The 21,218-nt window shown below is 56.8% G+C and carries 22 protein-coding genes; 16 read left to right on the top strand and 6 right to left on the bottom strand.

Annotated elements, in window-relative coordinates; genetic code table 11:
• Nucleotides 1-9: 9 nt before the first annotated feature.
• Nucleotides 10-858: a posphoenolpyruvate synthetase regulatory kinase/phosphorylase PpsR gene (ppsR, locus tag AC1RDJ_RS14470; protein ID WP_071324013.1), complete on the bottom strand. Its 849-nt coding sequence runs from the start codon at nucleotides 856-858 to the stop codon at nucleotides 10-12.
• Nucleotides 859-1,010: 152 nt separating this feature from the next.
• Between ppsR and ppsA the strand changes: the two genes are divergently transcribed.
• From ppsA to AC1RDJ_RS14495, 5 genes are all read left to right on the top strand, one after another.
• On the top strand, nucleotides 1,011-3,440 hold the full coding sequence (gene ppsA / locus AC1RDJ_RS14475) for a phosphoenolpyruvate synthase (protein ID WP_071326512.1): 2,430 nt from the start codon (nucleotides 1,011-1,013) through the stop codon (nucleotides 3,438-3,440).
• Nucleotides 3,441-3,609: 169 nt separating this feature from the next.
• Nucleotides 3,610-4,107, top strand: coding sequence for a Dps family protein (locus tag AC1RDJ_RS14480; RefSeq protein ID WP_071324012.1), 498 nt, complete (start codon nucleotides 3,610-3,612; stop codon nucleotides 4,105-4,107).
• Between the two features lie 205 nt (nucleotides 4,108-4,312).
• Nucleotides 4,313-4,729, top strand: a complete 417-nt coding sequence (locus tag AC1RDJ_RS14485) for an NfeD family protein (protein ID WP_289887361.1) — start codon at nucleotides 4,313-4,315, stop codon at nucleotides 4,727-4,729.
• 15 nt (nucleotides 4,730-4,744) lie between these two features.
• Nucleotides 4,745-5,689, top strand: coding sequence for an SPFH domain-containing protein (locus AC1RDJ_RS14490; RefSeq protein ID WP_071324010.1), 945 nt, complete (start codon nucleotides 4,745-4,747; stop codon nucleotides 5,687-5,689).
• A gap of 613 nt (nucleotides 5,690-6,302) precedes the next feature.
• Entirely contained in the window at nucleotides 6,303-6,611 is a 309-nt protein-coding gene (locus AC1RDJ_RS14495) for an H-NS histone family protein (protein WP_010397665.1), read from the top strand.
• A gap of 322 nt (nucleotides 6,612-6,933) precedes the next feature.
• Here the strand turns inward: AC1RDJ_RS14495 and smpB are convergent, their stop codons facing one another.
• Nucleotides 6,934-7,383, bottom strand: a complete 450-nt coding sequence (gene smpB / locus AC1RDJ_RS14500; RefSeq protein WP_071324009.1) for an SsrA-binding protein SmpB — start codon at nucleotides 7,381-7,383, stop codon at nucleotides 6,934-6,936.
• Between the two features lie 93 nt (nucleotides 7,384-7,476).
• On the opposite strand from smpB, the gene AC1RDJ_RS14505 reads away from it, so the two are divergent.
• The 5 genes from AC1RDJ_RS14505 (at nucleotide 7,477) to AC1RDJ_RS14525 (ending at nucleotide 13,073) form a co-directional block, all read left to right on the top strand.
• Nucleotides 7,477-7,908, top strand: coding sequence for a type II toxin-antitoxin system RatA family toxin (locus AC1RDJ_RS14505; protein ID WP_035818194.1), 432 nt, complete (start codon nucleotides 7,477-7,479; stop codon nucleotides 7,906-7,908).
• Nucleotides 7,901-8,197, top strand: a complete 297-nt coding sequence (locus AC1RDJ_RS14510; RefSeq protein WP_493027807.1) for an RnfH family protein — start codon at nucleotides 7,901-7,903, stop codon at nucleotides 8,195-8,197. The genes AC1RDJ_RS14505 and AC1RDJ_RS14510 overlap by 8 nt, the downstream gene beginning before the upstream one ends.
• Before the next feature lie 138 nt (nucleotides 8,198-8,335).
• Complete coding sequence (gene guaB / locus AC1RDJ_RS14515) at nucleotides 8,336-9,796, top strand: IMP dehydrogenase (protein WP_071324007.1); 1,461 nt, start codon at nucleotides 8,336-8,338, stop codon at nucleotides 9,794-9,796.
• A gap of 70 nt (nucleotides 9,797-9,866) precedes the next feature.
• Complete coding sequence (gene guaA, locus AC1RDJ_RS14520) at nucleotides 9,867-11,477, top strand: glutamine-hydrolyzing GMP synthase (protein ID WP_493027808.1); 1,611 nt, start codon at nucleotides 9,867-9,869, stop codon at nucleotides 11,475-11,477.
• Between the two features lie 399 nt (nucleotides 11,478-11,876).
• On the top strand, nucleotides 11,877-13,073 hold the full coding sequence (locus AC1RDJ_RS14525) for a tyrosine-type recombinase/integrase (protein ID WP_493027809.1): 1,197 nt from the start codon (nucleotides 11,877-11,879) through the stop codon (nucleotides 13,071-13,073).
• A 4-nt stretch (nucleotides 13,074-13,077) separates the two neighbouring features.
• Here the strand turns inward: AC1RDJ_RS14525 and AC1RDJ_RS14530 are convergent, their stop codons facing one another.
• From AC1RDJ_RS14530 to AC1RDJ_RS14540, 3 genes are all read right to left on the bottom strand, one after another.
• Complete coding sequence (locus tag AC1RDJ_RS14530; protein WP_493027810.1) at nucleotides 13,078-13,479, bottom strand: helix-turn-helix transcriptional regulator; 402 nt, start codon at nucleotides 13,477-13,479, stop codon at nucleotides 13,078-13,080.
• Between the two features lie 71 nt (nucleotides 13,480-13,550).
• Nucleotides 13,551-14,192, bottom strand: coding sequence for a hypothetical protein (locus tag AC1RDJ_RS14535; RefSeq protein WP_493027812.1), 642 nt, complete (start codon nucleotides 14,190-14,192; stop codon nucleotides 13,551-13,553).
• A 74-nt stretch (nucleotides 14,193-14,266) separates the two neighbouring features.
• Nucleotides 14,267-15,049: a hypothetical protein gene (locus tag AC1RDJ_RS14540; RefSeq protein WP_493027813.1), complete on the bottom strand. Its 783-nt coding sequence runs from the start codon at nucleotides 15,047-15,049 to the stop codon at nucleotides 14,267-14,269.
• A gap of 668 nt (nucleotides 15,050-15,717) precedes the next feature.
• Here AC1RDJ_RS14540 and AC1RDJ_RS14545 point away from each other — a divergent pair.
• The 4 genes from AC1RDJ_RS14545 (at nucleotide 15,718) to AC1RDJ_RS14560 (ending at nucleotide 18,848) form a co-directional block, all read left to right on the top strand.
• Nucleotides 15,718-16,257 carry a hypothetical protein gene (locus AC1RDJ_RS14545; protein ID WP_493027814.1) on the top strand — a complete coding sequence of 180 codons (540 nt, stop codon included), beginning with the start codon at nucleotides 15,718-15,720 and terminating at the stop codon, nucleotides 16,255-16,257.
• Nucleotides 16,250-16,603 (top strand): hypothetical protein, encoded by a 354-nt coding sequence (locus tag AC1RDJ_RS14550; protein WP_493027815.1) that lies wholly within the window; start codon nucleotides 16,250-16,252, stop codon nucleotides 16,601-16,603. Before AC1RDJ_RS14545 ends, AC1RDJ_RS14550 begins: the two co-directional genes overlap by 8 nt.
• Nucleotides 16,600-17,622 (top strand): DUF7146 domain-containing protein, encoded by a 1,023-nt coding sequence (locus AC1RDJ_RS14555; protein WP_493027816.1) that lies wholly within the window; start codon nucleotides 16,600-16,602, stop codon nucleotides 17,620-17,622. Before AC1RDJ_RS14550 ends, AC1RDJ_RS14555 begins: the two co-directional genes overlap by 4 nt.
• A gap of 164 nt (nucleotides 17,623-17,786) precedes the next feature.
• A complete protein-coding gene (locus tag AC1RDJ_RS14560; RefSeq protein ID WP_493027818.1) occupies nucleotides 17,787-18,848 on the top strand; it encodes a DUF932 domain-containing protein in 1,062 nt (353 codons plus the stop codon).
• Nucleotides 18,849-18,944: 96 nt separating this feature from the next.
• On the opposite strand, the gene AC1RDJ_RS14565 is transcribed toward AC1RDJ_RS14560, so the two are convergent.
• Nucleotides 18,945-19,640 carry a S24 family peptidase gene (locus AC1RDJ_RS14565; RefSeq protein ID WP_493027820.1) on the bottom strand — a complete coding sequence of 232 codons (696 nt, stop codon included), beginning with the start codon at nucleotides 19,638-19,640 and terminating at the stop codon, nucleotides 18,945-18,947.
• A gap of 350 nt (nucleotides 19,641-19,990) precedes the next feature.
• Here AC1RDJ_RS14565 and AC1RDJ_RS14570 point away from each other — a divergent pair, with 350 nt between their 5' ends.
• Together AC1RDJ_RS14570 and AC1RDJ_RS14575 are read left to right on the top strand one after the other, a co-directional pair.
• Complete coding sequence (locus AC1RDJ_RS14570) at nucleotides 19,991-20,338, top strand: flagellar transcriptional regulator FlhD (RefSeq protein WP_493027821.1); 348 nt, start codon at nucleotides 19,991-19,993, stop codon at nucleotides 20,336-20,338.
• Nucleotides 20,339-20,345: 7 nt separating this feature from the next.
• The gene (locus AC1RDJ_RS14575) at nucleotides 20,346-20,918 is read left to right on the top strand and encodes a FlhC family transcriptional regulator (RefSeq protein ID WP_493027822.1); all 573 of its coding nucleotides are present in this window, start codon (nucleotides 20,346-20,348) and stop codon (nucleotides 20,916-20,918) included.
• Nucleotides 20,919-21,218 lie beyond the last annotated feature (300 nt).

The following is a 21,218-nucleotide window of genomic DNA, read 5'->3' on the forward strand; positions in this document are numbered from 1 at the left end:
CGCCGTGAATTAATATTCGCGGCGGTTCGGCTTGATCTCCTGCAGGATCGTCGTGGAGATCTCTTCGATCGACTTGGTGGTCGACGACAGCCAGCGAATACCTTCGCGCTTCATCATTTTCTCCGCCTCGTTGACCTCGTAGCGGCAGTTTTCAATCGCCGCATACTTGCTTCCAGCCCGTCTTTCGTTGCGTATTTCCGACAAACGTTCGGGCGTAATGCTCAATCCGAAAATTTTATTCTTAAATTCCAGCAGGGCCGATGGCAGCTTTTCGCGCTCGAAATCGTCGGGAATCAGCGGATAGTTGGCCGCCTTGATGCCATACTGCATCGCCAGATACAGGCTGGTCGGGGTCTTGCCCGAGCGCGAAACACCGACCAGAATGACATCGGCCGATGACAAATTCTTGTGCGACTGGCCATCGTCGTGCGCCAGCGAATAGTTGATCGCCTCGATGCGGTTCTTGTATTCCTCGCTGTCGACGATATTGTGCGAGCGGCCGATGGTATGCGTCGACATCACGCCCAGCTCCTGTTCCAGCGGCGCGACAAAGGTCTGGATCAGGTCCATGTGCATGCCGCTGGACTTGCGGATCACGGCCGACAGGTCATTTTTGACCAGCGTCGAGAAGATGATCGGGCGCTGGCCATCGGCGGCGAAGGCTTCGTTGATCTTGCGCGCCGCCTCGTAGGCCTTGTCCATCGTGTCGATGAAGGGCAGGCGGATCTGTCGGAAGCGCAGGTCGAACTGCGTCAGCACCGAGTGGCCGAACGTTTCGGCGGTGATGCCGGTGCCGTCGGAAACGAAGAAAACGGTACGTGCCGCTGGGGGCAGAGGAGGGCGTGGATCTTGTGTCATGGGTTTTCGGATCGAGATTGTGCGTCGTCAATTTGCGCCGCACAAGGTAAAATGGCTGCAACGGTATGATTGTGCTGCACGACGCCAAGAATAACAAGAAGACTGTCTGTGCGCCGCGCGTAAAGATTTCTATCATCAGTAAGGGTGTCATTATGACCAACGCAGTATCGCAGGAGAAAGACAAGGACGCGGTGTACGTCGCCTCGTTCGAGCATTTGCGCATGACGGATGTCGAATCCGTCGGCGGCAAAAACGCCTCCCTGGGCGAAATGATCAGCCAGCTTGCCGAGGCTGGCGTGCGCGTGCCCGGTGGCTTTGCCACCACGGCACAGGCATTCCGCGACTTCCTGTCGTATAGCGCCAATGGCGGCCTGCCGCTGGCCGAACGCATCGCCCAGCGTCTGGAAGGCCTGGACATCGACGACGTGCGCTCGCTGGCGCAAGCGGGCGCCGAGATCCGTCAATGGATCGTGGAAACCCCATTCCAGCCGCGCCTGGCTGCTGAAATCGACCAGTTCTACGCCAAGCTGGTGGCCGACTCCGACACGGAAATGTCGTTTGCCGTGCGTTCCTCCGCCACGGCGGAAGACTTGCCGGATGCGTCTTTTGCCGGACAGCAAGAAACCTTCCTGAACGTGGTCGGCATCGACAACGTGCTCGACGCGATGAAGCAGGTGTTCGCCTCGCTGTACAACGACCGCGCCATCTCTTACCGCGTGCACAAGGGCTTCACGCACGCTGAAGTGGCGCTGTCCGCTGGCGTGCAGCGCATGGTGCGCTCCGACCTGGGCGCGGCTGGCGTGATGTTTACCATCGACACCGAATCGGGCTTCAAGGACGTGGTGTTCGTCACTTCCAGCTATGGCCTGGGCGAAACCGTGGTGCAGGGCGCCGTCAACCCCGACGAATTCTACGTGCACAAGCCGATGCTGGAAAAGGGCAAATCGCCCGTGATCCGCCGCAATATCGGCTCGAAGCTGCTGAAAATGGAATTCACGAACGAAGCCAAGGCTGGCCGTTCCGTGAAAACCGTCGACGTGCCCGTCGAAATGCGCAACCGCTACTCGCTGAACGACAGCGAAGTGGTGGAACTGGCGAAATACGCTGTCATCATCGAGAACCACTACGGCCGTCCGATGGACATCGAGTGGGGCAAGGATGGCCGCGACGGCAAGCTGTACATCCTGCAGGCGCGTCCTGAAACCGTCAAGTCGCAGCAAAAGGCGACCGACGTGCAGGAACGCTTCAAGCTGAAAAGCACCGGCACCGTGCTGACCTCCGGCCGCGCCATCGGCCAGAAGATCGGCGCCGGCCCCGTGCGCGTGATCCACGACCCGGCCGACATGGAACGCGTGCAGCCAGGCGACGTGCTCGTTGCCGACATGACGGACCCGAACTGGGAACCGGTCATGAAGCGCGCGTCGGCCATCGTCACCAACCGTGGCGGTCGTACTTGCCACGCAGCAATTATTGCGCGTGAGCTCGGCGTGCCCGCCGTGGTCGGCTGCGGCGACGCGACCGATGTGCTGAAGGATGGCACCTTCGTCACCGTCGTGTGCTCGGAAGGCGACGAAGGCAAGATCTACGATGGCTTGCTGGAAACGGAAGTGTCGGAAGTGTCGCGCGGCGAATTGCCCAAGCTGGACACCAAGATCATGCTCAACGTGGGCAATCCGCAGCTGGCGTTCGATTTCCAGTCCGTGCCGAATGCCGGCGTGGGCCTGGCGCGCCTGGAATTCATCATCAATAACAATATTGGTGTGCACCCGCGCGCGATCCTTGAATACCCGAACATCGACGCCGACCTGAAAAAGGCCGTGGAATCGGTGGCGCGCGGCCATGCCTCGCCAAAAGCGTTCTACATCGACAAGCTGGCCGAAGGCATCGCCACCATCGCCGCCGCCTTCTGGCCGAAAAAAGTCATCGTGCGCCTGTCCGACTTCAAGTCGAACGAGTACAAGAAGCTGATCGGCGGTTCGCGCTACGAGCCGGACGAAGAAAACCCGATGCTGGGCTTCCGCGGCGCGGCGCGCTACCTGTCGGCCGACTTCTCCGAAGCGTTCAACATGGAATGCGAAGCGATGAAGCGCGTGCGCAATGACATGGGCCTGACGAACGTGGAAATCATGGTGCCATTCGTGCGTACCCTGGGCCAGGCCGAGAAAGTCATCGACCTGCTGGCGAAAAACGGCTTGAAGCGCGGCGAGAACGACTTGCGCGTGATCATGATGTGCGAAGTGCCGTCGAACGCCATCCTGGCCGACCAGTTCCTCGACCATTTCGATGGCTTCTCGATCGGCTCGAACGATTTGACCCAGCTGACCCTGGGTCTGGACCGCGATTCCGGCATGGAATTGCTGGCGGCCGATTTCGACGAGCGCGATCCTGCCGTGAAAGCCCTGCTGGCCCTGGCCATCAAGGCTTGCCTGGCACGCGGCAAGTACATCGGCATCTGCGGCCAGGGTCCTTCCGACCATCCGGACTTTGCCGTCTGGCTGATGGAGCAGGGCATCGAATCGATGTCCCTGAATCCGGACTCGGTGATCGACACCTGGCAAAAGCTGGCCGCGCTGAAAGCGTAAGCCTTTTTCCTGCCGCATGAAAAACCCGCTGCCACGCATCTGGCAGCGGGTTTTTTTTATGCCCGTCATGCCCGGACGGGCGATCACCATGCCGCGCACGCCTGTATTCGATGAGCTTGCGCCAGATCAGCTAAAATGATTCCACCAATACATTGAAACGGGAGTTCTCATGGCAAGCAAGAAACCGACCAAAGCTGCAAAGATCGATATCGGCATTTCCGAAGCGGACCGCGCGAAGATCGCGGAAGGCCTGTCCGGCCTGCTGGCTGACAGCTATACCCTGTACTTGATGACCCACAACTTTCACTGGAACGTCAAGGGCCCGATGTTCAACACCTTGCACCTGATGTTCATGACGCAATACACGGAACAATGGGGCGCGCTGGACCTGATCGCCGAACGTATCCGCGCGCTCGGCTATCCGGCGCCCGGCACTTACAAGGAATTCGTCAAGCTCGCTTCGATCAAGGAAATCGATGGCGTGCCGCCGGCGCTGGACATGGTCAGCCACCTGGTGGCGGCACAGGAGGCGACCGCGCGCACGGCGCGCCGCTTGTTCCCGCTGCTGGAAAAGGCCAATGACCAGCCGACGGCCGACCTGATCACGCAACGCCTGGACCTGCATGAAAAGACGGCGTGGATGCTGCGCAGCCTGCTCGAAGAGTAAGCTGGCCGGCCATCCTGCCGGTCCTGCGCGCCTGATATGCGGCGGCAAACCGGCCGCCGCCTATTGACGCCATCAGGAATTGCGTTAGACTGCCTGTATATAGGTGTATGGCAAGAATAAAATCAGGCAGTGCTGCGCATTAAACCCCGTCGCTTATATAGGCTGCGGGGTTTTTTATTTTGGGATTTGTATAGACGGAGGCATCATGGCTGAATGGGTGGGCTGGTTTGTGGCGGCTGGCGCGGTATTGATCCTGGAGCTATTCACAGGCACGTTTTATCTGCTGATGATCGCCATCGGCATCAGTGCAGGGGGATTGATGGCGCTGGCGGGCGCGAATGGCAGCTGGCAGGCCGTGACGGCCGCGCTTGTCGGCGTGGCTGCGACGCTGTTATTGCGGCGCAGCCGTTTTGGCAAGGCTGCGCGTCGTGATGTGGCGCAGGATCCGAATGTGAATATCGATATCGGCCAAAGCGTGGCGGTCACGCATTGGGTCGATGGCGCGGCGCGCGTCATGTATCGCGGTGCCTTGTGGGATGTGGAGTTGATACCCGGCAGCGATACGCAGGCCGGCCATTACACCATACGTGCCGTGCGCGGCAGCCGTTTGATCGTTGGATAACCTGGAGAGTAGATTATGGAAGTAAGCATCGGAAGCGTGACGCTGATCTTGTTATTGCTGGCATTGGTTTTTGTCTTCAAGACGGTGAATGTGGTGCCACAGCAGCACGCCTGGGTCGTCGAGCGCCTGGGTAAATTCCACGCGGTATTGGGACCTGGCCTGAATATCGTCGTGCCTTTTGTCGACCGTATCGCCTACAAGCACGTGCTCAAGGAAATTCCGCTCGACGTGCCGCCGCAGGTTTGCATCACGCGCGACAATACGCAATTGCAGGTCGATGGTATTCTGTATTTTCAGATCACCGACGCCATGCGCGCTTCGTATGGCTCGTCGAACTATATTGCCGCCATCACGCAGTTGGCGCAAACCACCTTGCGTTCGGTGATCGGCAAAATGGAGCTCGACAAGACATTTGAGGAGCGCGATCATATCAATACGGCCATCGTGAATGCCATCGATGAATCCGCGGCCAATTGGGGCGTGAAAGTATTGCGCTATGAAATCAAGGATTTGACGCCGCCAAAAGAGATCCTGCATGCGATGCAGGCGCAAATTACAGCCGAGCGTGAAAAGCGCGCGCTGATTGCCGCTTCGGAGGGGCGCAAGCAGGAACAGATCAATATCGCCAGTGGCGAACGTGAGGCGGCGATTGCCCGATCTGAGGGCGAGAAGCAGGCGTCCATCAATCGCGCCGAAGGGCAGGCTACGGCCATCGTGGCGCTGGCGCAGGCCAGTGCGGAAGCATTGCGCCAGGTGGGCGCCGCCATTCGCGAACCGGGTGGCGAGGACGCCGTCAATTTGAAAGTTGCCGAACAGTATGTAGGCGCGTTTGCGCAATTGGCGAAAACGAATAACTCGATTATCGTACCGGCCAACCTGGGCGACATGAGTGGTTTGATCGCGACGGCGATGCAAGTGGTGAAGAGCCAGAAGCCGAAAAGCGGCGTGGCCATTCCCTGAGTATCGGAGCTGACTAGTTACTCAATAGTGTGTGATTTGGCAATACCGCCCGCTTAATAGCGGGCGGTTTGCATTTGGGGAGCGGGGCAGGGGAGCAATACCGCATGATGCAGGCAGGCTGCATCCCGCTGCGTTTTTTTCTTCATGTTATGCTGGTGCACCTGAATAATATGTCAGGCGTGCAGCACATGTTTTTGTTTTCGATTACAGTGAGGCCCTTTGTCTATTTGCGGCATGCAAAATAAGACAGCTGCGTCGATGGATATTCAGTTTGCGCAGGTAATGCTGAATGATGGGGGATAGTATTGCCCCCATGTGCTTTTGGAATTGTCATTTATTATTACTATAAATTGCAATGGATCAAAAAGTGCTGCAAAATAAATGGCGTCGGTTGGTGCCGCGTTGAATCCCCCATGTTCGCCCCGGCAGATTCTCTGCCTGGAAACTGCACCGATTTGGCGTGTCCACCCTCGCACGGCCCTGTAAAGCTGGTTTTTTTGGTAAAAGAATCGTAAAAAACATTCGAATCTGAAGAAAAATCACCTCAGGCGCGTTACAATTGGATAGAATTTAACTGTTCAGTTATATTTTTCAACTCACACAAGGAAATATCATGGATCTGTCCAGCTTATCCCTGTCGGAACTGCGTACGCTGCAGGATGACATCAAGAAGCAAATGAAGAAACGCGAACAGGACGACCTGTCCAAGGCGCGCGAGCAAATTTTGGCAATCGCCCAGAGCGTCGGCGTTTCGGTAAAAGATCTGGTCGGCACGGGTATCCGCGCTAAGACCGGTACGGTTGCAGTGCGCTATCGCAATCCGGATGATGCAACGCAACAATGGACTGGCCGTGGCCGTCAACCGAAATGGGTCAAAGAGTGGACTGATTCGGGCAAGTCGCGCGATCTGCTGAAGGTGTAATACACCATTCATTCGGATGCTTGTCCTGTGTGGTAGTACAGGCGTAGTACAAAGCAGCATACAAGCATCCGGAACTTCCTTTATCTGCATTCCCCCGGCCAGTCTCGGTCAACCTGTATTCTCCGCTATTATCGAAGTGGTATTTTTGATACTGCGCACCTTATCTCCCGCCTTATCTCCCGCCTTATTCGTTGTTTCGTCCAGCTTGACTGTTATGCGCTGCGGTTATTTATCCGCCAGTCGTAGGCAATGGGCAAAATAAAACCCGGCATGGTGCCGGGCTGGTTGGTCTTGCCTTGCACGCCAGGTGCATGGAACGATATTAACGGCGATTCGTTTTCATCGCCGCCTGGACTTCGCGCGCGCCATCGCGGTCGCGTTCTGCGGCCCGCTTGTCGTGCTGCTTCTTGCCTTTTGCCAGGCCGATTTCGCATTTCACGCGGCCGCCCTTGTAATGCAGGTTGAGCGGCACGAGCGTATAGCCGGAGCGTTCGACCTTGCCGATCAGTTTATCCATTTCCGCGCGGTGCAGCAGCAGCTTGCGCGTGCGCACGGCTTCAGGGTGGATATGGGTGGAGGCGGTCGGCAAGGCGCTGATATGCGCGCCGAACAGGAATAGCTCGTCGCCGCGGACGACGACGTAGGCTTCCTTGATTTGTACGCGGGCGTCGCGGATGGCTTTGACTTCCCAGCCTTCCAGCACGATGCCCGCTTCGTAGCGATCCTCGATAAAGTAGTCGTGGAAGGCTTTTCTGTTGTCTGCTATGGTCATGAGATGGTAAATGTGCGCGGGTCGGTTAAACTACTGTCTCGCGCAAGCGCGATAAAATCAAATGTATCCAACATCATAGCAAATGGTTCTTCAATGGCAGTAGTACATAAATCAGTTTTTCTCGGCTACAGCGCCGAACAGATGTTCGCACTGGTGGCGGCGGTGGAGGATTATCCCAAATTTCTGCCATGGTGCGGTGCGGTCGAGATTCGCGAGCGGGGCGAGAACACGGTCGTCGCCAGCGTGGGCATACATTACCACGGCGTGCGCCAAAGCTTCACCACGTCCAACGAGAACGTGCCGCCAACCTCCATCAAGATGAAGCTGGTGGACGGCCCTTTCAAGACCCTCGACGGCGTATGGACCTTCAAGGCCCTGCGCGAGGATGCGTGCAAGATTGAACTGGACCTGCATTACGAGTTTTCCAGCCGCGTGCTGGAACAGATCATCGGTCCCGTCTTCGGCATGATCGCCAACAGCATGGTCGATTCCTTTTGCAAGCGTGCGGAGACCGTGTATGGCTGAGGCCTCCATTCAGGTGCAAGTCTGTCACGCTTTACCGGATAGCAGCTTCCTGCGCTCCCTGCGCGTACCTGCGGGTACCACCATCGAGCAGGCGGTGGCATTGAGCGGCTTGCTGCAGGACGTGCCCGGCCTCGACCTGGCCATCAATATGGTCGGCATCTATGGCAAGAAGAAGCCACTCGATACCGTCTTGCGCGAGCATGACCGGGTCGAGGTGTACCGGCCATTGCAAGCCGATCCGAAAGAGGCGCGCCGGCGCCGCGCGGGCAACAAGCCAGCCAAGGCCTGAGCGGGGCAGGGGGGCGGCGGCCCCGCAGGCCTTGGCTGGCGCGACATTTTTTTGCTATTTCCAAATATCTTTTCTATGCTGCAAGGACGGAGGGCGCTTTTTTCTGTATAATCTGCTTTTGCGCCAATAGGAAATGCTATGCGTCTACTTCAAAAAGCACTCACATTCGATGACGTGCTGCTCGTCCCAGCCTACTCCAACGTTCTGCCCGCCGATACGTCCCTCAAAACTCGCCTGACCCGCAATATCACCTTGAATATTCCCTTGCTGTCCGCAGCCATGGATACGGTGACGGAAGCCCGCCTCGCGATCGCGATGGCCCAGGAAGGCGGCATCGGTATCATTCACAAGAATTTGAATCCGAAAGACCAGGCGCGTGAAGTGGCCCGCGTCAAGCGTTTCGAAGCAGGCGTGCTACGCGATCCGATCACGATCCCGCCAGACATGAAAATCCGCGACGTGATCGCCCTGACGGAACAATACGGCATCAGCGGTTTCCCTGTCGTCAAGGGCAAGGAAGTGGTCGGCATCATCACCAACCGCGACTTGCGCTTTGAACAGGAACTCGACGCCGAAGCATCGGCCAAGATGACGCCGCGCGACAAGCTCGTGTACGTCAAGGAAGGCGCTGATACGGCCGAAGCCAAGCGCCTGATGAACAAGCACCGCCTCGAGCGCGTGCTGGTGGTCAACGACGCATTCGAACTGCGCGGTTTGATCACCGTCAAGGATATCCAGAAGTCGACTTCGCACCCGTTCGCGTCGAAAGACAGCCAGGGCAAATTGCTGGTCGGCGCTGCCGTCGGCGTGGGCGCCAAGGATGAAGAACGCATCGACCTGCTGGTCGCCGCCGGCGTCGATGTGCTGGTGGTCGACACGGCCCACGGCCACTCGCAAGGCATCCTCGACCGCGTCAAGTGGATCAAGACCAAGTATCCGCACGTGGAAGTGATCGGCGGCAATATCGCTACCGCCGCTGCCGCCAAGGCGCTGGTCGAATACGGCGCCGATGCGGTCAAGGTCGGCATCGGCCCCGGCTCGATCTGCACCACGCGTATCGTCGCCGGCGTGGGCGTGCCGCAAATCACGGCCATCTCGAACGTGGCTGAAGCCCTGGAAGGCACGGGCGTGCCATGTATCGCCGACGGCGGTATCCGCTTCTCGGGCGACATCTCGAAAGCGCTGGCCGCTGGCGCCTCGACCGTCATGATGGGTTCCATGTTTGCCGGTACGGAAGAAGCACCAGGCGAAGTGATCCTGTACCAGGGCCGCAGCTACAAGTCCTACCGCGGCATGGGCTCGCTGGGCGCGATGTCCGATGGTTCGGCTGACCGTTATTTCCAGGACGCCACCATGAAGGCCGACAAGTTCGTGCCTGAAGGTATCGAAGGCCGCGTCGCCTACAAGGGCAGCGTGCTGGCGATCATCTTCCAGCTGGTGGGCGGCGTGCGTCAATCGATGGGTTACTGCGGTTGCGCCACCATCGACGAATTGCGCGAAAAGGCGGAATTCGTGGAAATCACCTCGGCCGGCATGCGCGAGTCGCATGTCCATGATGTGCAGATCACGAAAGAAGCGCCAAATTATCGCTCCGAGTAAGCGGTAACGAAAGTCCAGACCGGCGCCCAGTGCGCCGGTTTTGCAATTGACCCTGAATAAAGCTCCGACCATGCATTCTAAAATCCTCATTCTCGATTTCGGCTCCCAAGTCACCCAGCTGATCGCCCGCCGCGTGCGCGATTCCGGCGTGTTTTCCGAAGTCTTCCCCTACGACGTCAGCGACGAATTCGTGCGCAACTATGGTGCCGCCGGCGTGATTCTGTCGGGCAGCCATAATTCCACCTTGGAAGGCGATTCGCCGCGCGCACCGCAAGCCGTGTTCGAGCTGGGCGTGCCCGTGCTGGGTATTTGCTACGGCATGCAAACCATGGCGGCCCAGCTGGGCGGCAAAGTGGAAAACGGCCTGGTGCGTGAATTCGGCTACGCCGAGGTGCGCGCCCGCAGCCACACCAAATTGCTGAACGGTATTGCCGATTTCGTCACTGACGAAGGCCACGGCATGCTGAAAGTGTGGATGAGCCATGGCGACAAGGTGCTGGACATGCCGCCAGGCTTCAAGCTGATGGGCAACACCCCGAGCTGCCCGATCGCCGCCATGGCGGACGAAGAGCGCCAGTTCTACGGCGTGCAATTCCACCCGGAAGTGACGCACACGGTACAGGGCAAGGCCATCATCGGCCGTTTCGTGCATGAAATCTGCGGTTGCAAGTCGGACTGGAACATGCCCGACTACATCAGCGAAGCGGTGGAAAAGATCCGCGCGCAAGTCGGTACCGATGAAGTCATCCTGGGCCTGTCCGGCGGCGTCGATTCGTCCGTCGCGGCAGCGCTGATCCACCGCGCCATCGGCGACCAGCTGACCTGCGTCTTCGTCGATCACGGCCTGCTGCGCCTGGACGAAGGCAAGATGGTGATGGACATGTTCGCCAAGAACCTCGGTGTGAAAGTCATCCGCATCGACGCGGAAGACCAGTTCATGGGCCACCTGGCCGGCGTGGCCGACCCTGAGCAGAAGCGCAAGATCATCGGCCGCGAATTCGTCGAAGTGTTCCAGGTGGAATCGGGTAAGCTGGTCAACGCCAAATGGCTGGCGCAAGGCACGATCTATCCGGACGTGATCGAATCGGCAGGCAAGGGCAAGAAGGGCCAGACCATCAAGAGCCACCACAACGTGGGCGGCTTGCCGGACACCATGAAGCTCAAACTGCTCGAGCCCCTGCGCGAACTGTTCAAGGATGAAGTGCGCAAGCTGGGCGTGGCCCTGGGCTTGCCGCATGACATGGTGTATCGCCACCCGTTCCCGGGCCCGGGCCTGGGCGTGCGCATCCTCGGCGAAGTCAAGAAAGAGTGCGCCGACCTGCTGCGCCGCGCCGACGCCATCTTCATCGAAGAGCTGCGCAACACGCCATACGAATTCGTTGCCGGCCAGGCCGTCGATCCGGACGCGCTGCCAGCAAACTGGTACGAAGCGACCAGCCAGGCGTTCGCCGTCTTCCTGCCCGTCAAATCGGTGGGCGTGATGGGCGATGGCCGCACCTACGAATACGTGGTGGCTTTGCGTGCCGTGCAGACGCAAGACTTCATGACGGCCCACTGGGCCCACCTGCCGCACAGCCTGCTTGGCAAGGTCTCGAACCGCATCATTAACGAAGTGCGCGGCATTAACCGCGTTGTCTACGATATTTCCGGAAAACCACCGGCGACCATCGAATGGGAATAATCTCCCGTCCGGCACCGTAAGGTAATGCCGGGTCAATGCAACAGCTAAGCCTCTGATTTTTCAGGGGCTTTTTTTATTTTGTCTGGCAAACCCAAGCAACCCATGGCAGAGCCAAGCACGCTTTTTTGTGGGTATTTTTAAGGGGACTCAAATTGCCGTAGGGAATATTTAACATTTGGTTCTTACTGTCCATTTCCACCGCGAGGGTATCAATGAGGGTATTTTTTTATGCCAAGTCATTGATTTTAAGGTCAATTTTAGGTTCCGGGGAAGCTCGTCGGGGCGAGGGTATCTGGGCCTCGCGAGTGGCGGTGGATATCACTTTTTTCGTACTCAGTGATTGATTGTTTGAAATGCGTCCGGTGCCGGTACAGACTTGTGAATGAATGGGAGGTGCCCATGCTGACCGATACAAAATTGAAAAATCTGAAACCAGCTGAAAAAGCCTACAAGGTGCCGGATCGTGATGGAATGTATGCAACGGTCCTTCCCAGTGGCACGATCTCGTTTCGCTATAACTACCGCGTCAATGGCCGATACGAAACCTTGGTGCTTGGACGGTACGGCGCCGGTGGCTTGAGTTTGCAAGAGGCGAGGGAGCGCCTGCAGGACGCGAAGAAAGCGCAATCGGAAGGGAAGTCCCCGTCGCGGCTCAAAGCCCAATCGCGCAATCAGCTGGCCGATGGAGAGCCTTTTAGCGTGTGGACGGAGCGTTGGTTACTGAAGTACAAAATGGCGGAGTCGACGCGCGACATGCGGCGTGCGGTGTACGAACGCGATCTGAAACGCCCCTTTGGCAGTCTCCTGCTACATGAAATTAAGCACAACGAGTTGCGTTCCGTATGCGATGCCATCCTCGCACGTGGCGCCCCCGCGACGGCCGTGCATGCGCGCGATATCGTGAAACTGGTCTTTAAGTACGCAGAACAAAGAGGGCAGAAGGTTGAAAATCCTGCGGATCTGGTTGCTCCCTCATCCATTGCTGTATTTGAGCCGCGCGACCGCGCGTTGGGTGCCGAAGAGATCGCGCTGTTCTACGAACATATCGAATACGTGCAGTGCGCGCCGACCTTGCGCCTGGCTTGCAAATTACTGTTGCTCACGATGGTGCGCAAATCCGAACTGACGGACGCAACATGGAGTGAGGTGAACTTTACCGATGCTCTATGGACTATTCCGGCCAGGCGGATGAAGCGCCGCAACCCCCACAACGTCTATCTGTCACGTCAGGCATTGGATATGTTCGTTGCGTTGCGTACCTGTGCTGGCACATCCCCTTATATTTTGCCATCGCGATATGACCCTGATGTGCCGATGAATGGTGCTTCGCTCAATCGCATCCTGGTGTCAGTCTGCGCCACGGCACGAGACTGTGGGAAACAACTGGCCGATTTTTCGCCGCACGATTTACGGCGAACAGCATCGACCCTGCTGCACGAAGCCGGCTACAACACCGATTGGATCGAAAAATGTCTCGCCCACGAGCAGAGGGGCGTGCGAGCCGTCTACAACAAGGCTGAATACGCGGTTCAGCGCCGGACCATGCTGCAGGAGTGGGCAGACATGATCGACGCCTGGACAAAGCAGATAGATTAAATGGTTACCTGGAAGGGCTGCGTGGCACTGGGTGTGCCTGCGGCACGCCAGGCAGACGTGCGGCCGACTGCTGTTCGGCGATCCATGCGTCCACCTCGTTGAGGTCCCAGGCAACCAAGCGCGAGGTAATTGTAAAACGCCGGGGAAATTGCCCTCTTTTTTCAAGGTTCAGGATAGTGCGCTCGCATAGCGGCACTTTTTGCAAGAGCTGGCGGCGTTTAATGAGAACCCGGCCAGGTACTCTGAGTTCGCTCTCGGTCAAGACACGTGCTGCGCGAGGAGAGCGGCCGGCTTTCGGGCCAGACCGACGCTGGCGTTTGAGATTGCCGACAAATGCACCCAGGCCAATGGCAGGGTGCATCAAGTTGCTAAACGGCGAATGGTTCGAAGGGGGAATGTATTTCATGATGTGCTGTCTCCATGACCGATGACGGATGATCCTGCGCCATGGTGGCTGCGCTGATCGTGGGCATCAAGTTAAAAACCGGCATATTTTGGTCGTATTTCTCGGTAATTGAGGGATGCTGTAATGGCGGGAGGCGGAGGGGCGTTCACCCTGTAGGAAATAGATGGCATGGGGATGGCGATTGGAATTTTCCTCCGCTCCGCACCCTTGTGCGGTGCCCGAGTCCGCTGAGTACCTGTTACCTCTCGATGACGATGGTGCTGGCAGCGTAGCCCGGAACATTGGAGATGGGCGGTCCGCTGGACGGTTTTGAGCGTAGGTACGAACATTTCTTCGAACAGCTGGAGCGTACCGGCGCAGGAAGTCCAGTGAATACATACCGGCGTGTGTAGGGCAGTGATGTCAATCTCGATGCAGTGGCTTAATCCGTAGGTTTCCCGCTCTTCTTCTGACAACGTTCCGCACACCAGCAGGGCCTTGTCGTGGGTATGGCACCACTTGATCAGTTGCCGGACATCCTTCGGGGCGAACCCGGATACCTGCTCGATCACGATCATTGCAATGCCGTTTTGTATCAGAGGCGGGTCCAGGGACGGCATACACTCGATCCCCGGTGCCACGCGATAGGATGGCCCAAACGCGGTCTCCATCGCGGCGATACACCATGCTTGGGTCACAGGCAGCTCACTGCTGAGCATCATTTTTATGCACATGGCATCCTCCATACCGCTTAATTGGTTTGTAGTCTTCCTATCCAGGATGTGGGTAGCAAGGTTTGTAATGCCTGTCAGGGACTCGCGGACGCCTCTTCGCTACTCTCGCTGGCAAGATCACTTGTAATGCTCTCAGGGGCCGTATTTGGCTCTGGGGTGCCTGATTGTTGAGGTGCGTCCTTGAACGTCGAGTGCTTGGCGGATCCCTCAGGGGATGGCTGGCTGTTCGGTGTGGTCGATTTGCGTTCGGATACGGGCAGGGCATTGATGCGTTTGAGCAGGCCCAGGGACAGCGCGCGCGTGGCTGCGGTCACTGCACGTACGGTTTTCTTGATCTCCGATTTTTCGGTGATGAGCTGGCTTGTCGGGAGCGCCTCGTCAATGCACAGGGTTTCGAGCATGGGCATGAGCTGGTCGACTTTGCTGATCAATTCCAGTAATCGCCGGCCAAACATGGAAAATACTTTCGCTTCGATGGCAAGAGGTTCGATGTCATAGCTGGCCAATTCGGTGATGCCATGTTGATGGCACAGTTTCTCGAAGGAGACGATACGCTGGTTGGCCAGGGCGATGCGCGCGTCAAGCATGGTGCGCAGTTCCTGTTCTACTTTATCGACATCCTCGGCTGGCAATCTCATCCTGGCAAAGACGGAAATAAAATGGAAACTCGCTTGTGAGACGTAGAAGCATCGCAGGTACAAACGCTTGCCTTCCGGACTGGCGAGCGTGATATTGACCTTACGGCTCGCAGATTCGACGTGCGTCAGATCGGCGGCGGCCTCGTTAGCCAATAACTTCCTGTTGGTTTCGCCGTGATCGCGCTGGACGATCAAATGGGTGGGAGCTGGGTGGTTCATGGTGATGTCCTCAAAAATGCCCATGGGGCTACATGACATGGTGTACTCGCCATCATGCTGATTCAAGAGGAATGCGCGCAGCTTTGGAAGCGTATTTGTGGGTACTGCACATGCCAACGGGACACGTCGATTAACGCCATGATGCGTACGCAACGGAGTGTTCCCACTGCAGGTCGAGCTGCTGATGGCATTTTTCGTCGAACCTGTGTTGACAGGCAGGTGAGGGCGGCCTACATTCATTAAATTATCGCAGCAGCTAGCCCTGCATCGTCCGGCAAGCCTGATCAATTGCGCCAAGCGCACCGCAGCACCGATTGGATCGTGTCCTGGCTTCAGGCGCGACACCCGTATTCCTGGATCGAGAGTGCTTTGACGCGCCGCACGCACCGCGCCGTTACGTCAAAACACTTTGCATGGGCTTTCAGGACGGTAGCTGGCATCCCCGCCGAAACGGCATTAGCCGACAGTATCAAGCCAGTCAATTGAAGTTCCGGTGCGTCGCAGCAACCGGATGTGCTATTTCCCCCTTTGGGACGATGCGGCCCGGGAGGGAGTTGCCTCGTCCCATTTTCTTGTGCGAGGCAATCATGAGCAGATATCAAATCAACTATTGTCGCGTGCCCCGGGATCGGGACACTTCTTGCCATCCTAGCGTGCTGGGAGAACCTGTGAGCAGGGTTTCCGCGAGCGAAAACGACGACGATGCGATGGAATTTTCAGAAGAGGAGTTGGTGGCATTGCATTGGTGGCTGTTACGCAAGGTGAGTTTGCTCAGCGACCCACGCACGCCACTGGATGAGAAATTTGAACTGGTCCGTTGGGTGTTTACAGATCCAGTTCGGGATACGCAACCGTTTTCCTTCGTCAATTGCATGAAGGTGGTGAGCGGCAGTCCGCTGTCGCAGCTACCGTTCATCGGCGCCATCGATGCGCAGGAAGTGCGCGATTGGATTGGATCCCAGTTGTGCAGCTGGTTTTTGAGCGCGCTGCAGGACTACCCAGAGTGGGCCCGCCAGGCGGTACTGGAAAAGCCAGACTGGGTTTCCGACAACTTATTCAAAAATCCACAATGGATGAATGAGCAGATCAAACTCCATCAATCCGATCTTTTTGCATCGCTGGGTGCAGAGAAGGATGGCGATTGCTTGAGTGGTCATAGCAACAGGCATGGACGCCAGGCCAGTTGCCAGGGAGGGTGCCATGCGTGACTCCTTTATTGGCGCTGCATTTCCGTCCGCTCGCTTCTGTCAGGTGCTAGATAGCGACGAGTTGATTCTCAGAATCAAGGAAAGCGAGATCGTTGCGGGGCAGCCGGGCCGGGTTTTTTATCTTGGGCAAGAACTGCGGTCGATACGCTTATCCGTGGTGCCGGGCGGTTTTCAGGTCGATCCACAGCGTGGCCGTCCGGAGCGAAGAGCGACATTTTTCACTGTCGACGAACTACTGTCGGGGCAAGCCGGCCTTGCCATGGATCACGGGTGGCTGTTCACGCGCCGCGTGGCGTGCCCGAACCGAGGCAGTTCTCTTGCGCCTGATAGGGGGAGGTCAACATGAGCAGAAATAAGGAAGAATTCAACGCGCAATTTCAGCAAGTTAAGCAGCGCGCGTTTGGGCGATGGACGGAGATTCTGCTGGCGCTGGGCGTGGATGCCAAAGTGCTCAACCAACGTAATCAGCCGTGTCCCCTGGGTGATTGCGGCGGCACAGACCGGTTTCAGTACACCGACCAGTTTGGGCATGGCAACTATATTTGCCGCGGCTGCGGTGCCGGTGGCGGATTCAAATTGTTGATGGGCTGCTTAGGGTTGAGTGCTGTTGATGCACTTGGCAAGGTAGACGGCTACCTTGGTATGAGTGCGCCGAGGCCGCCAATCTCGCTCTCAGAGGATTCACGTGCCGAACGTGATGGTCTGATTCGGAAGATTCTGGCCGAAACGGTACCAGTTACGCCCGGCGACGAGGTGGACAGGTATCTGCGGAACCGGGGGGTGAACCTGGAACGCTACCCGTCGACGCTGCGCATGCATCCTGCGTTGGGGTACTACGAGCGCGATGTGTGTACTGATAAAGCCGTTGTAGTGCGGCGCTACCCGGCCATGGTGGCCTGTGTACAGGATAAGAGTGGCCACACGGTGTCGTTGCATCGGACTTATTTGAGCAATGGCGAGAAGGCCCGCGAATGCGCGGTCAAGAAGCTGCTGTGTGCTGGCATCGGTGGCGCTGCCATTCGTCTGGCGCCGTCCACCGACGAATTGGCCGTGTGTGAAGGCATCGAGACAGCGCTGGCGGTCATGAAGCGTTCGCATCAGCCAGTGTGGGCCGGGATCAGTGCCGGGAACCTGGAAAAATTGTGGATCCCGGAAACCGTCAAACGCCTGCGAATTTACGCTGACAACGATGCGCATGCATTCTTTGATGGGCAGGCCGCTGCCTATGGCCTCGCGCGCCGCTACCTGAAATCCCATGCGGGCCGGGTGGGAAGAGCGGCCGAGGTGTTCGTGCCGAAGTCGGCGGGCGCCGATTGGGCAGAGGTGTTACTGAATATTTCACACCGCGCGCGTCATGCGGCGTGAGGTGCAGAGAGCAAAACAGTCAATCTGGCGCGGTGGCAGTTTGGCCACCGCATGATGGCGCAATGTGGCGCCCACGTGGATTCCAATAAATTCCGCGTGTTTGACCCTGCGGGGATGCGGTCCCGCCAGGGGGTGCATCGCCCGCTTTTTTCATGGAGGTTGTGATGAAAACAGGACGTCATTTAGATCAAATTATCGCCGAACTTGAGCGGCAGGCCGTACTTAAGAAGGACATGATCGTGCCGGCAACGAAGCTGGTGAGCGAGACGACAGCGGCAGGGCAGTGCAATCTCGTTATTGATGAACCCTACGGCAAGAAGCGATACCTGATGAACGATTTTGCCTGCGCGCAGCTGGCCAGGAAACTGGATATACCGTTGTTATACTTTAAACGCATGCGTTTGTTTGATACAGAATTGCTCGATGGCAACATCAATGCGTGGCTCAGAATCAATGCCGCCGATAGCTATATGGTACGGACCATGGCGGGGCGGGCCAGGGCATTCCTGTCGTCGCGTTTCCGTCGGCTCGACAACATTGATCTGGCCGACAGCATTTTACCGATCTTGCTTAAACTGCCGGGTGCCCGTTTCGAGTCGGTGGAGCTGACTGAAACCAAGATGTATTTGAAGGTGGTCAGTGCCAGTGTGACGCATGAGGTCGCGCCAGGAGACGTTTTGCAGGCCGGCGTCGTGGTCAGTAATTCGGAAATTGGGGTGGGGAGGTTGCGTGTCGAACCGTTGATTTATCGTTTGAAATGCAGCAATGGGCTGATCGCTTGTGAGCGCTCGATGCGCAAAAACCATGCTGGGCGTTTGCTGGAATGTGGGGACGATGTCGTTCTGCAAGAGGACACGGTGGCGGCCGAAGATCGCGCGATCTTTTTAAAAGCGCGGGACATGGTGCAGACTGCGGTGTCGGAGACGACCTTTCAACTGATATCGGAAAAGATGCGCAAGACGATGGGTATTGCATTGACGGGAGACCCCGTGAGGGCAGTGGAAGTGTTGGCGAATCGCTTTGTATTGAACGAGGCGGAGCGTGCCGGCGTGTTACGCCATCTGATTGCCGAACAGCAGCTCAATGGTTACGGCTTGCTCAATGCAGTGACCGGTTACTCGCAGGAAGTGGAGGATTATGATCGCGCCACCGAATTTGAGGAGCTTGGTGGAAAAATGCTCGAATTTTCGCTGAAGGAGTGGCGTGAGGTCGCTGAAGCAAAGTAGCGTGGCATGAAATCTAACACCACGACGGTTGGGTTCCCCGGTAGCTTGGCTGCCGGGGAATGCCGCTCGATGAAGCGTGATGCGGGTCTTGATACGTCAGAATCGGTTGATGTTAATGGCTGCTTTAACACGTCCTAAAATTGTCAGGGTAAGCATTGCTTTTGATATTTTCACAAGAGTTGAGTTGTAGCGTTGGTTTTCGCAACGCAGTAACAGGCCTTCGCCCACGATGATTTCGATGTGTCGCACAAGGCGCCTACCTTGGTAATCCAATACATAGATTCCGTTGACCTCCACCTCATTGACGGTCGCATCAAAAAAAAATGGGGCGCCATCAAGGATGAGCGGAGCCATGTCATCTCCCTTCATCACCCCGACTTGATTGGGGGCGGTGAACGACGCGGTTTGTCCGAGCATGTGACCGATCCAGTCAAAGGAGGGCTTTTCGTGACCGTACACCTGTTCCTGAACCCTTGGCGATAGTTGTTGCTTGGGGAATGGGAGACGATGCGATGTCAATCCCAGGATCCAGTTCGCATCCATGTCGAACTGCAGGCAGACAATGGCGAGGGATTTCAGGTCGGGTAGACCTGGTTTTTCTTCATCGATCCAGCGCGCCACTGTTTGCAGCGCTCGGCCGGTAATCTGGCTCAGGAAGTGCTCGCGTTGACCTGGGTGTACGCCCCGTCTGTCGAGTTCTGCAGCGAGCCGTTGCCGCACACCAGGGACGATATCAATGTCAAGTTCGCGGACGGCATCTCTGGTAAGCGGGATGTTATTGCTTATTGTCACGATTTTTGTCTCCGGGCAGGGGTAAAGTAAGAGACCTTAATTTGTTTGTAGATTATTTGTAGCAGTTGTTACAGGTGTATTTTCATGGGGTTGAGTTCGATTTTAGAGCGAGAATCGGATTTCCTCCAGTGAAAGTTTGCCAAAGTGCATATAAATATTTTCATTTGATTAGCAGTTGCTATTGACCTTTGAAAGTTTGCGGAGTAGCCTTTTTTTAATGTGCTATGGCCTGCGCGCGCAGTCGTCTTACCCATGACTTCGCTAATCAGTTGACCGACCTGGCAGGTTTGCACAGCGGAAACCGGATTAATGACCACGCCCCGCCATCGCGGGGCAAAGCGGGGTGGACCATGGAAGACGCGATTCGATTTACGGAAGTGCAGTACCTCAACTTGAATTACTTACTTACTATCCAGGTGGGTCTGAAGCATGATCCCCTGGCCACTTGCTGTACCTTTCACCTCGACACAGCCTCAGCCGAGACCCTTGCTGCAATGAGCGTGGACTCATTGCAGCTGCTGGCCGCGAGCATGTCGCATGAAAGCCTGTTTAAGCCAATAGGTAATTTTAAAACTCTCCTTGAAACACCGCCCGTTTTGGCCATGACGTTGTGCAGGGTCGGCGCTGTGGATCAGGATGCAGCACGCGGACCATCGCGTGCCGGCCAGGCCACTGCGGCCCGTGCGCGCTTGGCGTAGGTGACGTATGGGGTACGAACATGCTGAGCGGCACATTCAGGCCCTGCAGCTCGCTAAATCCTGCGTCGAACACGGTGCGCGGATGAAAACCGTCGCCTACTTGACCGGATTGAGTGCATCACTGCTGCGGGAGTATTTTTATAATGACCGGCCAGCCACCGGCGGTCGATGGCCCAGTTCGCAGGATTGGTACCATATGGCGACACTGGTGCAACGTGCGGAAGCGTCACTGATTGCTAACATTTTTCATTTCTTGCGCACAGAACATGCCTGCTCGGCACGGAAGGCCATGGTCTACGCCTACAAGATGTATCGAGAGAGATGGAATGGTCGCTCCAGCATCTCGTTTGACCGCGCTTTCGAGCTGATCGCGAGTGTTGAGGGGATTTGGACCCAGCATTCAGCGCAGTTAGCTCTGCATACCTGCGCGCGGTGCCGTTGTCGTTATCTGATAGCACTCGGGGACACATCGGGGGATCAGTCCGGGTGTGTGTTTTGCAAGCTCGTCAAACGTTATGCCACTGATTCTCGTATTCAATCGAGCTTTGCTGGTAAACCTGATTTGTGCCTGCCCGTATGACGGGTGCAATCACTGGATCGCTTGCTCAGTGATTCTCTATAGTTGTGCATTAATGGTTGTACGTACTACTGAATATCAAATTTAGTGCGCTGAACAAACATCTTACTTGCTCTGAAAGCAACAACCTCGTACACTCAGCCATTTTATTGTCCGTTATCGGCCAAGTGCGGACACTTAAGATCGCTAATCTACGGCTTGTCAATCACACTGGAATCTTTCTACGATGACCCTATTCAGCTTCGCGATCCCTCTCGGACTCATTGGTCCTGCGCTTGCGATAGGTGTCTTCGCATATTAACG

The organism is Janthinobacterium sp. GW822-FHT07H10, from assembly GCF_058798675.1.